The 15,462-nt window shown below is 64.5% G+C and carries 8 protein-coding genes; 5 read left to right on the forward strand and 3 right to left on the reverse strand.

All coding sequences use genetic code 11. From position 1 onward, the window contains the following. The first annotated feature begins 256 nt into the window (after positions 1-256). Both FIU85_RS02205 and FIU85_RS02210 read left to right on the forward strand, forming a co-directional pair. Positions 257-2,674, forward strand: a complete 2,418-nt coding sequence (locus FIU85_RS02205; RefSeq protein WP_152495687.1) for an FAD-dependent oxidoreductase — start codon at positions 257-259, stop codon at positions 2,672-2,674. 32 nt (positions 2,675-2,706) lie between these two features. Further along, positions 2,707-3,303, forward strand: coding sequence for an NTP transferase domain-containing protein (locus tag FIU85_RS02210; protein WP_152495688.1), 597 nt, complete (start codon positions 2,707-2,709; stop codon positions 3,301-3,303). Between the two features lie 502 nt (positions 3,304-3,805). Here FIU85_RS02210 and FIU85_RS02215 read toward each other — a convergent pair. From FIU85_RS02215 to FIU85_RS21890, 3 genes are all read right to left on the reverse strand, one after another. Beyond that, a complete protein-coding gene (locus tag FIU85_RS02215) occupies positions 3,806-5,692 on the reverse strand; it encodes a Hint domain-containing protein (RefSeq protein ID WP_152495689.1) in 1,887 nt (628 codons plus the stop codon). A gap of 288 nt (positions 5,693-5,980) precedes the next feature. Then, positions 5,981-11,404, reverse strand: coding sequence for a tandem-95 repeat protein (locus tag FIU85_RS02220; protein ID WP_172978775.1), 5,424 nt, complete (start codon positions 11,402-11,404; stop codon positions 5,981-5,983). A 4-nt stretch (positions 11,405-11,408) separates the two neighbouring features. Then, positions 11,409-11,792 (reverse strand): hypothetical protein, encoded by a 384-nt coding sequence (locus tag FIU85_RS21890; RefSeq protein WP_172978776.1) that lies wholly within the window; start codon positions 11,790-11,792, stop codon positions 11,409-11,411. A gap of 742 nt (positions 11,793-12,534) precedes the next feature. Between FIU85_RS21890 and FIU85_RS02225 the strand changes: the two genes are divergently transcribed. Genes FIU85_RS02225 through FIU85_RS02235 form a run of 3 tightly spaced genes read left to right on the forward strand, consistent with a single transcriptional unit; the run spans position 12,535 to position 15,462 of the window. Next, positions 12,535-13,749, forward strand: a complete 1,215-nt coding sequence (locus tag FIU85_RS02225; protein ID WP_152495691.1) for an SRPBCC family protein — start codon at positions 12,535-12,537, stop codon at positions 13,747-13,749. A gap of 34 nt (positions 13,750-13,783) precedes the next feature. Continuing rightward, positions 13,784-14,650 (forward strand): ABC transporter permease, encoded by an 867-nt coding sequence (locus FIU85_RS02230; RefSeq protein WP_152495692.1) that lies wholly within the window; start codon positions 13,784-13,786, stop codon positions 14,648-14,650. Then, positions 14,647-15,462: an ABC transporter permease gene (locus FIU85_RS02235; RefSeq protein ID WP_152495693.1), complete on the forward strand. Its 816-nt coding sequence runs from the start codon at positions 14,647-14,649 to the stop codon at positions 15,460-15,462. Before FIU85_RS02230 ends, FIU85_RS02235 begins: the two co-directional genes overlap by 4 nt.

Genomic DNA, 15,462 nt, shown 5'->3' on the forward strand with positions numbered 1-15,462 from the left:
GATAACCTGCAATCGAAGCACGTACTTCTGCCAATCGCCAGCCCGGGGGGCGGCCCCCTTTCGGCGATTGCGTGCAATCGCCTTTCGGTCAGCGGACGATCGCGCGGCGGCGCGGCAAAGCCGCGCCTTGACTCCGCGCGCAGTCATACACCGACGCCACGTCCAAGCTTTTACGACAAAACCCGTCGCAAATGGACATGCCGTCCGACCGCAGTCATACAGTCTGGTCGCAACAGTGGACGGAAAGGAATCCCCCATGCAAACCACCACCCGAGTGGCCGTGATCGGCGGCGGCGTTGTCGGCTGCAGCGTGCTGTACCACCTGACGAAACTGGGCTGGTCGGATGTGATGCTGATCGAACGCTCGGACCTGACCTCGGGATCGACCTGGCACGCCGCCGGGGGGTTTCACACGCTGAACGGCGACACCAACATGGCCGCGCTTCAGGGCTATACGATCAAGCTTTACAAGGAGTTGGAAGAGATCACCGGCATGTCCTGCGGGCTGCACCACGTGGGCGGCGTGACGCTCGCGGACAACAAGGACCGCTTCGACATGCTGCTCGCCGAGCGGGCCAAGCACCGCTACATGGGGCTTGAGACCGAGATCGTCGGCCCCGAGGAGGTGCGCAGGATCGCGCCGGTGACCAACACGGACGGCATCATCGGGGCGCTTTACGACCCGTTGGACGGGCATCTGGATCCGTCGGGCACCACCCATGCCTATGCCAAGGCCGCGCGCATGGGCGGCGCCACCATCGAGACGCATTGCAAGGTACTGGAAACAAACCCGAAACCGGACGGCTCGTGGGAGGTCGTGACCGACAAGGGCACCATTTTGGCCGAGCATGTGGTCAACGCGGGCGGTCTCTGGGCGCGAGAGGTGGGCGCGATGGCGGGCGCCCACGTGCCGATCTACCCGATGGAGCACCAGTACCTGGTGACCGAGGAGGTGCCGGAGATTGCGGCCATCATCGACGCGGGCGGAGAGCATCCGCATGTGATGGATCCCGCCGGCGAAAGCTATCTGCGGCAGGAGGGGCGTGGCCTGTGCATCGGTTTCTACGAGCAGCCCTGTCGCGCCTGGGCCGTGGATGGCACGCCGTGGGAGTTTGGCCATGAGTTGCTGCCGGACGACTTTGACAAGATCGAGCAATCCATTGATTTCGCTTACAAACGCTTTCCCGCGCTGGAACGCGCCGGGGTGAAATCGGTCATCCATGGCCCGTTCACCTTTGCGCCGGACGGCAACCCGCTGGTCGGGCCGGTGCCGGGTCTGCGGAACTACTGGTCGGCCTGTGGTGTGATGGCCGGGTTCAGCCAGGGCGGCGGCGTGGGCCTGATGCTGGCGCAGTGGATGGTCGAGGGAGAATGCGAGCGGGATGTCTCGGCCATGGACGTGGCGCGTTACGGCGATTGGATCACGCCGGGCTATACCCTGCCCAAGGTGATCGAGAACTACCAGAAGCGGTTTTCCGTCAGTTACCCGAACGAGGAACTGCCCGCCGCGCGCCCTTTCCGCACGACGCCGATGTACGACATTTTCGACGGCATGGGCGCGGTCTGGGGGCACCAGTTCGGGCTGGAGGTGGTGAATTATTTCGCGACAGGCGACGAGCCGCGCTTCGAGACGCCGAGTTTCCGCCGCTCGAACGCGTGGGAGGCCACCGCGCGCGAGGTGAAGGCCGTGCGCGAAGGTGTTGGAATCAATGAGGTTCACAATTTCGGAAAGTACCTGGTGACCGGCCCCGGCGCGCGCGACTGGCTGGACCGGATCATGGCCGGGCGCATCCCCAAACCGGGGCGCATCAGCCTGACGCCGATGCTGTCGTATGCGGGGCGGCTCATTGGTGATTTCACGGTGTCCTGCCTGTCGGACGAGGCGTTCCAGCTTACCGCGTCTTACGGGGCGCAGGCCTATCACATGCGCTGGTTCCAGCAGAACGCCGCGGAGGGCGTGACGGTCGAGAATATCTCGGACCGGCTGAACGGGTTTCAGATCGCGGGGCCGAAGTCGCGCGACCTGCTGGCGGCCTGCACGCGGGCGGATATCTCGGACATGGCGTTCATGGATCTGCGGCAGATCACCGTGGGAATGATCGATTGCCTCGTGCAGCGCGTGAGCTATACCGGCGACCTCGGGTTCGAGATCTATTGCGATCCGATGGCGCAGCGGGCGCTGTGGGACGAATTGTGGCGCAAGGGCGAGGGCTTCGGCCTGAAACCTTTCGGGATGCGGGCGATGATGTCGCTGCGGCTGGACCGCTTCTTCGGCTCGTGGCTGTCGGAGTTTTCGCCCGATTACACGCCGGGCGAGACCGGGATGGATCGCTTCATCAGTTTCAGGAAAAACACTGATTTCATCGGGCGCGCGGCGGCCGAGACAGAGCGGGCCGAAGGCGCCAAGCGTGCGCTGGTGGCGTTCGAGGTGGAGGCCACGGATGCGGATGTGAACGGGTATGAACCCGTCTGGATCGACGGGACCGTGCAGGGCTTCTGCACCTCGGGAGGCTATTCGCACCACGCCGGGAAATCCGTCGCGCTGGCGCTGATACCGGCCGAACACGCCCAGCCGGGCTTGCAGGCCGAGATCGAGATCCTGGGCGAGATGTGCGCGGCGAGACTGCTGACAGAGCATCTGTTTGACCCTGACATGAGCCGGATGCGAGGATAGTCCCGGGATCATCAGCGAAAGGCCCGGAAGACGTGACATTGGGGATCGTGCTGCCCGCCGCGGGGGCGTCGTCGCGGATGCGCGGGCGCGACAAGCTGTTGGAAGAGGTGGACGGCGTTCCCCTGTTGCTGCGGCAAACGCGGCGGGCGTTAAACCTCGGTTTACGTGTCCTTGTTACGTTGCCCGCAGGGTCCGGTGCGCGCGCCGCCAGCCTTGGGGCGGCAGGCACGGGGCTTGAGACGCGGCCCGTCGCCGATGCGGCGGCCGGGATCAGTGCGTCGCTGCGCGTGGCAGCGCATTGGGCGATGGAACGGGACCTGGCCGGGCTGATGATCGTCCTGCCCGACATGCCGGATCTGACGTCCGGGGACATGCGGGCGGTTGCGGCGGTCCACGCGCACCATCCGCGCGACGTGATCCGCGCCACGGACGAGGACGGGCAGTCCGGGCACCCGACCCTCCTGCCCGCCCGGCTGTTGCCGGCGCTGGTCACGCTCACCGGCGATACCGGCGCGCGGGAGGTGATCGCGCGGGAAGAGATACGGCCCTGCCCCCTTGGCGGGACGCGGGCGACGATGGATCTGGATACGCCCGAAGCATGGGCGAACTGGCGGGCGGCAAGGGATTGACGCGGCCAGCCCGTGACCCGGCGCGTTTGGGTCAGATATCCGCGCGCAACGCGTGCAGGCGGGGTGCGGGACGCAAGCGCTCGGACCCGGGCCTTTGGCGCAAGTCGGGTGCGAGGGGCAAGACCTGTGCAACGCGCAAGACCTGTGCGACACACGGGGCGGCCGCAACAAGCAAGGCGCGAGCAACTCACGAGGCGAACGGGACGCAAAACGCAACGCACAAGGCCGATGCAACACACGAGGCGCGAGGCGGATACAACACGCGACATGCAACGCGCGCGCAATACGCGCCCCGTGCAAGGCACGCTGTGCACCCAACGCGCGCGGGATGCGCAAGGCGCGTGCAACATGCCAATCGCGCGCGACGCGCAAGGGGCGTTAAACACGCAAGGCGCTTGCAGGGCGCAAAGCCCACGAGGCACGCAAAGCGCACGAGGCACGCAAGGCGCTCGGGACGCGCCAAGTGTTGAGGTCGCGCGCAGATGCGCGATGCGTGCAGGTGCTAGCGCAGTGCCTGGTCCACCAGCAGCTTCGCCTCGTGCGCCTTGAGCGACAGGCGGGCGGAGTGGTAGCCCGCCAACCCCGCCTGCGTGGCAAGCTCGGGAAAGAGCGTGAGGATTTCGTCGCGGCTTTCCTGCCCCACGCCGCGCATCGAGTAGTCGCCGGGCTGGAAGCTTTCGGACCAGGCCGCGTCGGCCAGGATCACCTCGTGATGGTCGAACATCAGGTGAATGTAGCTGACCCTGTCGGTGACCGCGCGGTCAACACCGTCGAGCCCGGTCAGGTGCTTGGCGGCGATCAGAACCTCGCGCTCGCCGAACATGACCTCGGCCAGTTCGTTGGCCAGAAGCATCCGGTGGTTCGGGCTGACAAGCATGTCGCGGTCGGGCATGTCGGCCCCGAGCGCGCCCTTGCGGATCAGGATGGGCTGGAACTTGGGCATCGCGGCCAGGTCTGCCGCGCCAAGGTCGCGACGGCCCACCCAGCGGATCTCGCGGATGCCGTTGTCGCGGGTGAAGACGCGGTCGCCGGGGCGCAGCGTCTCGACCGCGCGGGTGCCCTGCGGGGTGGCGATCTGTGCGCCCGGCGTGAAGCAGACGATCAGCTCTTCGATATCCGTATAGTTGATATTGGCCGTCTCTTGGCCGCGCTGAAGCTGGATCTGGCCGTTGAAGCCCGGATTGCCATTCGTTTCGGGATTCTTGACGAAATTCGTCACGGTCCAGCCGTCATCCAGAAGCGGCGTGATGTCGAGCGTGTCGTAGTCGTCGCCGGTCGAGCCGCCGTTCACGGTGGTGTTGTTGACGCCCGACGTACCCAGCTGGTTGATGATGAAGGTGTCGCGGTCGGCTCCGCCGTTCAGGTTGTCATTGTCGCCGCCGCCGAAGATCGTATCGTTGCCCGCGCCGCCCTCGACGTTGTCGCACCCGTCGCCCGCGTCGATCCGGTCATTGCCGGCGCCGCCGTCGATCGTGTCGTTGCCCGAGCCGCCCTCGATCGTGTCGTCGCCGTCGCCGCCGGACAGGCTGTCATTGCCGCCCTGCCCGAAGATCTGGTCATTGCCGGTGCCGCCGAAGATGGTGTCGTTGCCTTCGACGAAGGGCGTGACGACCGGGTCGTCGATAAGATCGCCCGACAGGGAAAAGCCGGACTGGCCGGTGCGGGTTTCCAGGGTAAACTCGATGAATTCGCGGTTCTCGAACGAGGCCGAGAACCACGCGTCCTGATCGGACGGGTCGTTGGTTTCCGTCCCCGCGGCATTGACCACGCCACCCGAGGTGGTGACGTTCAAGGACGTGTCGCCCGAGGTCGAGAAATCGGTGAAGCTGCCGGCGTCGATGGTCACGGATTCCTGGTCGCCGGGGCTGTTGCGGTCGATGTCGTTCCAGGTGGCGACGGAGTTCAGCGCGACGTTCTGGCCGGTGGCCGGGTCGAAGAACTCCAGCCGGAACGAGGCGGTTTCGCCCACGTCATGCGCGTCGAAGTCGCCGTTCAGAAGGATCTCGAACCCCGCGCCGCCGGACAGGTCCACGGCAAGGTCCTTGTCGGACTTGGCGGTCAGGATCAGGCGGGCAGAAATGGGGGTGCCGTCCTCGAGGGTGGCCACGTTGCTGTAGACCGCGACATCGCCGACCTGGGCACAGTTGTTGCCCGACGAACTGTCGGAGACGAGGTTGTCGATATCGAGCACCAGCGGCGAGGCATCGGAGCCGAGCGCGGTGCCTTCGCCGGCATCGCCGAAGAGCACGTCATCGCCGGATCCGCCGTCGATGCAATCGCTGCCGCCTTCGCCGGAAATGCGGTCGTTGCCGCCCGCGCCGGTGATCGTGTCAGGATCGTTGGTGCCCTGCAACGTATCGTTGCCGGGAGTGCCGGGAATCGTCGCCATGGCAGTGGCCTCCTGAAGGAGCGGACGGACCTCCCCCGAGATGCGCCGCAATGCCGTCTAATTTGAGTCAAGATTGAGACATCATCTACCTCTGCTTCAAGGAGAATTCGAGTAAAATCCTTCATACTGTGCATAATGCGGCGTTAATTTATGCGGACGTCAATTACTTGATCTCAAAAACGAAACAATCCCGGCCAATGGCCAGGATTGTTCATTGGAACTCGAGTCAGCCCCCGTAACCGATTCCATGTGACCGGCCCCGGAAAGGGCCGGTCGGCTGCAAAGCTGTTACTTGACCAGAAGCCGGGCTTCGTGCCGTTTCAGCGACCGGCGCGCGGCGGTGTAGGCCTTCAGGCCCTCTGCCTCGGAGAGTTCCGGGAAGAGCTCGAAGATCTCCTTGCGCTGGGCGTCGCCCATCGCGTCGAGCACCGTGTCGCCGGGCTGGAAGCTTTCGGTCCAGGCACCGTTGGACAGCACCACCTCGTGTTGGTCGAACATGAAGTGGATGTAGCTGACCGAGCTGGCCTCGACCGAGGTCACACCTTCCATGCCGGTCAGGTGCTTGGCCGCCGCCAGAACCTCGCGGTCCTCGAAGTAGAGCGCCGACTTCTCGTTGTTGATCAGCAGGCGGTGCTGCGGCGAGACCATCATGTCGCGTTCCGGCAGGCCGTGACCCAGCGAACCCGCACGGATCAGGACCGGCTGCAGGTGCGGCGCGCGCGCCAGCTCCTGCCCCGACAGATCGCGGCGGCCCACCCAGCGGATTTCCTGCAGACCGTTGTCGCGGGTGATGACCTTGTCGCCTTCGCGCAGCTCTTCGACCAGCCGCTCGCCTTTCGGCGTGGCGATGACCGTTCCCGGCGTGAAGCAGGGAATGACGTCCTCGATCTCGGTGAACTTCAGCGAGCCTTCGACATTGCCGTCGGCATCGAGGAAGTTGACCTGGCCGGTAAAGCTGTTGCCGTCCGGATCGTTCGGCGTGGTCAGATCCAGCGGGGTGACGCCGTCGCTTTGGACGATCTCGAACCGGCCGAGACCGCGCAGGTCGAGCTGGTCGTTCTCGTTGTCGGTCGTCGGGTCGTTGTCACCATCCTCGGTGCCGCCGTCGATCTCGTCGCCGAAGGCATGTTCGCGCTCGTCGAAGTGGAACTCGTCCGAGCCGGCCTCGCCATACATCGTGTCGGCACCCTGGCCGCCATAGATGGTGTCGCGGCCGTTGCCACCGTAGATCAGGTCGTTGTCGATACCGCCATCGAGCAGGTCGCTGCCGCCGCCACCGTAGATGGTGTCGTCATCGTCCTGGCCATAGACCGTGTCGTTGCCCGCGCCGGCGTTGATCAGGTCGCGGCCGTTGCTTTCGTCCGGGTCGGGGCCGAAGGTTCCGCCATCGGGGGCGTTCGGGATGTTGACCTGGTCGAAGGGCACGACGTTGGGATCGAGACCGCCGTAGATGAGGTCGTCGCCTGCACCCGAAGAGATCGTGTCGTCGCCTTCGCCGCCGACGATGGTGTCGTCGCCCCAGAGCGTGTTGATCTCGTCGTCGTCGATGCCCGCGTCGACATAGTTGTCGCCTGCGCCGGCATTGATGGTGTCGTCGTCGTCGCCGGTATAGATCGTGTCGTTGCCGTTGCCGGTGTTGACAAGATCGCGGTCGTCGTTCGGGTCGGCATCCGAGGGCACGGCCGGGAACGGGCCGTAGGACGGGAAGCCGTCATCGGGCAGCGGCAGGGCGCTGTTCTTGGAGGTGTCGATGTAGTTGTCGCCACCGCTGCTTTCGACCGTATCGCTTCCGTCGCCGGAGATGACAGTATCGTTGCCGTCACCGGTGTCGATCTTGTCGTCGTCGTTGCCGCCGTCGACACTGTCGTCGCCTGCGCCGGTTTCCACGTCGATCGGGCCATCGGCATCCTTGGCGTCGATTGTGTCATCGCCGCTGCCGGTGATGATGCGCTCGATCTCCTCGAAGGTGATGTCGGGGGTATCGTCGGCATCGAGGCCGTTGACGGTGCCGTTCTCGGGATCGGCATCTTCCAGGATGACGGTCAGGTCGCCGGTCTGGTCGCCGAGGTTCAGGATGTCGCCCGCGTCGCCGTTTTCCGGGCCGTCGGGGTTGCCGTCGGTGCCGTCCGAGCCGCCGTCGATGGTGGCGTCGATATCCGCCGCCGGATCGGTGGCGTCGACGGTGAACTCGTCGTCGCCGGTGCCGCCGGACGCCTCGTCGTCGCCGCCCACGGCGATGTCGTCATCGCCCTGGCCGCCGTTCAGCGTGTCGGTGCCCGCGCCGCCCGCAAGGGTGTCGGAGCCCTCACCGCCATCGACGCTGTCGTCGCCGTTGGCGCCGGTGATTTCATCGTCGCCGGTGCCGCCATCGACCGTATCGTCGCCTTCGCCGGAGTCGATCCTGTCGTCGCCGCCATTGCCGAAGATGGTGTCGTTGTCACCGTCGGCGCCGTCGATCTGGTCGCCCTCGGCATCGGTGTAGCCGGGGGTCATCACCTCGCCGGTGTCCTTGCCGTCGACCGGGCCGATCACGTCCGTCACCTCGACCGAGATCTGCGCGGTGTCGGTCAGCCCGTTGCCGTCGGAAATCGTGTAGGTGATCGTCGCGTCGCCCACAAAGGCGGGTGCCGGGGTGAAGGTGACCGTGTCGTCGGTATAGGTCACCGTGCCCTGGCTGGACGGGACGCTGGCGTTGATGATGCGGATCGGGTCGCCATCGGGATCGCTGTCGTTGGTCAGCGGCGTGACGGTGACGGCCGTACCCTGCGGCGTGGAGCCGCCATCGTCGTTCTCGGCGACAGGTGCGTCGTTGACCGGGCCCACGTTGACCAGTGCGGTGCCGGTGTCGGTGCCGCCCTGCCCGTCGCTGACGGTATAGGTGAACTCGACCGGGCCGTTATAGTTCTCGGCCGGCGTGAAGGTGACGGTGCCGTCGCCGTTCAGGACCACCTCGCCAAGCGCCGGGTCGATCGGATCGACCGCGGACACCACCAGCGGATCGCCGTCGACATCGGTGTCGTTGGCCGCCGGGTTGAAGGTGATCGGCGTGTCCTCGAGCGTGTTCTCGATATCGTCCACCGCGACCGGGTCATCGTTGACCGACGTCACGGTCACGTCGATCTCGGCGCTGTCGGTGCCGCCGTTGCCGTCGGTGATCGTGTAGCTGATCGTCGCCTCGCCGTTGAAGTTCTCGGCGGGGGTGAAGGTGACGGTGGTGTCGGTGAAGGTCACCGTGCCCTGTTCGGACGGGACGTTGGCGCCGGTAATGGTGAGCGTGTCGCCATCGGGATCGGTGTCATTGTCCAGCGGCGTCAGAACGATCGCCGTGTCCTCGGCCGTGGTGGCGGTGTCGTCGGCAGCCTCGGGCGCGTCCTGCACCTGGCCCACGTTGACCAGAACGGTGCCGGTGTCCGACAGACCGTCGGGGTCTTCGACCGTGTAGGTCAGCTCGACCGGGCCGTTATAGTCGGTGGCCGGGGTGAAGGTGACCGTGCCGTCGCCGTTCACGACCGCGCTGCCCAGGGTGGGATCGGTGACGGTGACCGAGGTCACGGTCAGCGTATCGCCATCGGGATCGGTATCGTTCGCCGCAGGGTCGAAGGTGACGGATTCGTCTTCCAGCGTCGAGACGGTGTCGTCCACCGCTTCGGGCGCGTCGTTGACGTTGTTCACCGTGACCGAGACCTCGGCGGTGTCGGTGCCGCCATTGTCGTCGGTGATCGAGTAGCTGATCGTCGCCTCGCCGAAGAAGTCATCGGCCGGCGTGAACTGGATCTCGGTGTCGGTGAAGGTCAGCGTGCCCTGGTCGGACGGGACCGTGGCCGCCGTGATCCGCAGCGTGTCGCCGTCCACGTCGGTGTCGTTGTCCAGCGGCGTGATCGTGACGGTGGTTTCCTCGTCCGTGGTGGCCGTGTCGTTGACCGCGTCGGGCGCGTCGTTGACCGGGGCGACGTTGAACGTGATCGTCGCGGTCGAGGTTTCGCCCGAGGGATCGGTGACCGTGTAGCTGACGCTGTCGGTGCCGTTGAAGTTCTCGTTCGGCGTGTAGGTGTAGGTGCCGTCGCCGTTGTCGGTCAGCGTGCCGTTGGCCGGCGTGCCGATGCTGTCCACGGTCAGCGTGTCGCCGTCCGGGTCGGTGTCGTTGGCGGTCGGGTTGAAGGTGACGGTTTCGTCCTCGTCCACCGGGACCGTGTCGTCGACCGCGGTCGGCGCCTCGTTCTGGGGATCGGTCAGGATGGTCTCGATCTGGCTGAATTCCAGGGTCGAGCCATCGGCGAATGTCACGGTGCCGGCGCGGGCGCCGTCATCGGAGGCGTCCGCCGCATCGGTGATGGTGACCTTGCCGGTGCCGCGCAAGTCCAGCGTGTCGTTGTCCAGCGTGTCGTCCGGGCCGTTGCCGCCGACGATGGTGTCGCCATCGCCATCGGAGGACGTGGAGACCACGAAGGTGTCGTTGCCGCCCTCGCCGTAGATGACGTCCGCGCCCGCGCCGCCGGTGATCACATCATCGCCGCCCTCGCCATCCTGGTCGGGATCGAAGCCGGTGTCGAAATACATGTCGGTGATGTGAATGCCGGAATTGTCATGGCCATTCTGCGTGTGCGAGACCTCGACCCGCGATACCGGGCCGGGAATGGTAACCTGGACGGTCGTGTCGGGATCGTTCTGATTCTGGTACGGGCCGTTGGCATCGGCCTCGTTTCCGTTGATGACGACATCCTTGCCGCCCTGCAGGACGACTTCGATCGGGTTGTTGTCGGCGTCATAGGCGGTGACGGTGACAAGCCCGTCGCCGTCGAGGTCGTTGATGTTGAATTCCAGATCGCCGACCGGCTTGGAAAACTCCCATTGGAACTTGCCGGTGTTGCCCTTGCCGGAGGTTTCCGAATAGAGCGAGCTGTTGGTGTCGATCGACTCGCCGCCCGTGTCGATGCCGGCGGTGTTCAGGTTGGTGTGATTGTCGACGTCGCTTTCGTGGTGCCCGGTATCGAGGATCCGGGTGTAGGTGACGTCCACGCTGCCGGTATTCTGGGTGACGGTGTTGTCGGCCTGGTGGCTCGAGACCAGATCCCAGTTGAAGCTTTCGCGCGGGCCTTCGAATGTGCCGGCGTCGCCGCTGTCACCGTAAATGGTGTCGTCGCCGCCTGCGCCGTCGATCGTGTCGTCGCCGCCATTGCCGAAGATCAGGTCGCCATCGTTGGTGATCTTGTCGCCGCCCTGGTCGGTGGGCGCGTTGGAGTCGTCATAACCGAGGGCCATGTCCTCGCCGAAATCCTCGCCGTCGACGGCGCCATCGGCCGGGGCGTCGGAGGTATAGCCGGCATCCACGTTGAGCGCGCTCTTGTCGCCGCCGGACTTGTAGGGCGCCGCAATGGGATCGGAGAACCCGGAGTGCTGATTGGCGTCGCTGTCCTCGTTCTCGGCGCCGGCATTCTGCTTGACCAGCGGCTCGCCGTTAACCTCGGTGGGGAATTTCACCACGTAGGACTTGCTGTGATACGTGTGCAGGCCGGTGAACTCGTAGGCGCCCGACGCGTCGGTGTGCGTATATCCCAGGAAATACTTGTTGCCGTGGGAATCGACCTTGTAGAGTTCGACCCGCAGGCCCGCCAGGCCGGTGTCGTACCCGCCGGTGCCATTGTTTTCAGTGTTGTCGCCATCGCTGTCCGAGAACAGGCGCCCTGAAATCGTTCCGCCGCTTGAAAAGGTCATGAAATCATACTCCCGTGGTGGCGCGAGCGCCGAAGTTGAGGAAAGTGCCACCAGTGCCGGCGACGTGTGCAAAAGAGGTCGGAGAAGCGTTCGATCCGGTGCCCATCGCCCTGCCCTCATGCACGGGCATTTTCAGACTGATCGGGTCGGACCCATGTGTGGGAACAAAAGTCACCATCGTTTTCTCCATTCGACGTCCCGCATCGGCGGTTCGCCAGACCAATAACCAAGACCCACTGCCGACGATGTGACGGTCAGGGGCAACCTGCACGAACCTCATTTCAGGAGGGAAAGACCCACAATATTGCGGGAATGGCGCGACGTTCGCACGTCGCATCCATTCGCTCTCGGCCAGCCGCCAAAGCAACCCGACGATCGCATCTTCCACGCACCGGAATGATGGTGCGTCTCGTGCGGTCGCCCCCGTGACCTACAGACATCGCCCCCCAGTTGGGCTGAACTCGTTGTACGGGATTGCCCGGATCGCACAAAGTGAAATTTGTCAGAAAACTGTCGATGCAGTTTCCGAAATTGCCTTTTAAATGCGTGGATTATGGCAGCCGAAAAGCTGCAAATCTGGCGATTGTTTCCGCGCGCATCCGAGGCCGCCTTGGCGTGGAGCCAACAAAACATGAGGGTTGTGCCCTGCCATTTTGCCGCCCTGCAACCTTAAGCTGTGCATTGTTTCCGGACCACCCCGAAATCTAAATCGTTTTGAATGTGGCGGGAGTTGGATGGCCGTGAAATTCGGCTGTTGGCTGACCCTGCGTCAATGGGCATCGTTTCAGGCCTTTGGTTCCTAACCGGCAACGATCGCGCCACATTTTGCCCGAATCGTCACGTTTCGGGATTGAACCGCCCCCGCTGGAGCGACCGATTGCATGGCGCGCGGGCCTGCGGACCCGCCGCGGGGGATCGCAGACCGGCCCCGCCGCCGGTGACGCCGGGACGCTCGACGACACGCGAATTGCGGGAATTCGGCCACTAATATGACGCGGCCGGCCCGGCAGATCGGAAACCAGCAGCAAGTCCACGGGAAAGCCAAGGCTCTCTGCTGGTTCAGAATTAATTTATTTGAGCGCTCAATAAAACTTGATAAGGTATGCGCAGCGACCAACCTGGAGTTAGCCATGACCCCCCCTGCCACACAGGCCATAGACCTGCCCAATGACCATGACCGCAAGGGACTGCCCGCCTGGAGTTACTTCAACACCGAGATGCTGGAGATGGAAAAGGACCTGCTGTTCCGCGCGCATTGGCAGCTTGTGTGCCATGCCAACGACCTGCCGGAGGCTGGTGATTTCGTCACGCTGGACTGCGTGGGCGAACGCGCGCTGGTGATCCGTGGCAAGGATGGCGAGCTGCGGGCCTTTCACAACCTGTGTCGGCATCGCGGTTCGCGCGTTGTGGCCGGGGAACAGGGCAATTGCAAGAACGCGATCATCTGCCCGTTTCACGGCTGGGTCTATAACCTGGACGGCACGTTGCGCGGGGCGGCGCAGCCCGACACCCTGCCCGAGCTGGATCCCGTCGCCTTTGGCCTGAAGGCGATCGAGCTGGACCTGTGGCGGGGGTTCGTCTTCGTGCGGTTCCGGCCCGGCCCGCAACCGGCGATATCCGAGGTGCTGTCGCGCTTCGACGACGAGATCGACCAGTACGACCTTGAAGGTCTCATGCCCTCGGGCGAAGGCTTTTATGCCGACGTGGCGGAGGTGAACTGGAAATGCATCCGCGATGTGGACAACGAAGGCTATCACGTGCCGATGGCCCATCCCGGCCTGCAGGATCTTTTCGGCTCCAACTATTATGACGAGGATTTCGAGGACGGCGCGTCGCGGTCCTATTCCGAGTTCCGCGAGGCGAACCACCGCCTGTGGAGCGTGCGGGCCTACACGTCCATTTTGCAGGCGCCGCCCAAGCTGGACGAGAGCCATGCCAAGGCCTGGCTCTATATCGGCATTTTTCCGAATTGCGTGCTTGGCATTTACCCCGATTGTGTCAAATTCTACCAGGAATTCCCGGTGGAGTATGGCAAGACCATGCAGCGCGGAACGACTTACAGGCTGGGCAACGAAGACCGCCGGATGCGGCTGTCGCGCTATCTCAGCAGCCGGATCGACAGGCTGACCTCGGAAGAGGACGAGGAACTGGTGCGCTGGTCCTGGGAGGCGGCGTTTTCCAGCGGCTATGACGGGGTGATCCTGTCGGACCTGGAAAACACCGTGCGCAGCTATCACGACTGCCTGCGCGAGCTGTTCCCGGTGCTGAACGAGGATGAGCCGCCCAAGGGCACGGTGGCCGCGCGCAACGCCGAGTTGCTGGCGCAGAAAGTCGCCGCCGAATGAGTACCGGACCCGTCTCCGGCAGAGGCGCAACTTGATGGCATGGCGCTTTGACCGAGAGGCGGGACAGGGCCTCAAGCTGATCAGCCCCACATTCGGCTATGTGCTGGTGATGCTGGCCGCGCCGCTGTTGATGGTGGTCACCTTCAGCTTCTGGACGCAGGATTACCTGACGATCGACACGACGCTGACGCTGGACAATTACCGCGAGGCGTGGACGCAGCCGCTGTACCAGGTGCTGATGTGGCGCTCGCTGAAGATCTCGCTGATCGTGACGGTGGTGACGGTGCTGCTGGCCTTTCCCATCGCCTATTACCTGTCCTTCCACGTCCAGAAGCGCAAGGCGCTGTGGCTGTTCCTGATCACGGTCCCGTTCTGGACAAGCTACCTTCTGCGGGTGTTCCTGTGGAAGGTGATACTGGGCTATAACGGCGTCTTCAACACCACGCTGATGGGCCTGGGGTTCATCGAGGAACCGCTGACGTTCATCCTCTACAACCTGAACGCTGTGGTGATAACGCTGGCCCACGCCTGGGCGCCTTTCGCGATCCTGCCCATCTTCGTGGCGCTGGAAAAGATCGACCGGTCCCTGCTGGAGGCGGCGACGGACCTTGGCGACGGGCCAATGCGGCGGTTTTTCCGCGTGACGCTGCCGCTGGCGATGCCCGGCATCGTGGCCTCGACCCTGATCGTGCTGATCCCGACGGTGGGCGATTTCATCACGCCGCGGCTGGTGGGCGGCACCGACGGGCTGATGATCTCGAACATGATCCAGATCCAGTTCGGCAAGGCCAACAACGCGCCGCTGGGCGCGGCGCTGGCAGTGTCGGCTATGGTGGTGATCGGGCTGATCAGCGCGGGCATCTTCTTTGCCGGCAAGAAACTGGGAGGACGCGTGCGATGAAATGGCTCTCGGTCAAGTGGCTGACGATCTACGCCGTGGTCTACATGATCTTTCTCTATGCTCCGGTCATCCTGCTGCCGCTTTTCGCGTTCAACACCTCGACGATCATCGCCTTCCCCCTGTCGGGCTTCACCACCGAATGGTTCGTGGGGCTGTGGCATACCGACACGCTGCACACCGCGCTGGGCAATTCGATGATCGTGGGGCTAACCACGGCGGTGCTGAGCACGCTTCTGGGCGCCTTCGCCGCGCGCGCCTCGGCCCGATTCGCCTTTCCCGGAAAGACCGGGATCGTCGGGCTGATCATGCTGCCGCTGGTGCTGCCCGAGATCATTGTGGCGGTGGCGCTACTGGTCATGCTGAACCAGTTGGGGATGCCGCTGTCGCTGTGGACGGTAGTGGCGGGGCATGTGCTGATCTGCACGCCGTTTTCCATCGCCATCCTGAGCTCTGCCTTTCGGGGCCTTGACCGCGAGTTGGAGGAAGCCTCGTTCGACCTGGGCGAGTCGCGTTGGGGCACCTTCCGGCGCGTGACGCTGCCGCTGGTGCTGCCGGGCGTGATATCCAGCCTGCTGATCACCTTCACCATCAGCCTCGACGAGTTCATCATCGCCTTCTTCCTGACCGGAACCGACGTGACCCTGCCGGTCTATATCTGGAGCCAGCTGCGCTTTCCGGCCAAGCTGCCGTCGGTCATGGCGCTGGGGACGATCCTGCTGGCCGTCTCGGTCCTGCTGCTGATCGCCGCCGAGGCGCTGCGCCGGCGCAGTGCCAGCCGGCAGGGCGTCGAGACCACGCTGGCCGGGGTTTGA

The organism is Roseovarius sp. THAF8 (genome assembly GCF_009363735.1).
Taxonomy (GTDB): Bacteria; Pseudomonadota; Alphaproteobacteria; order Rhodobacterales; family Rhodobacteraceae; genus Roseovarius.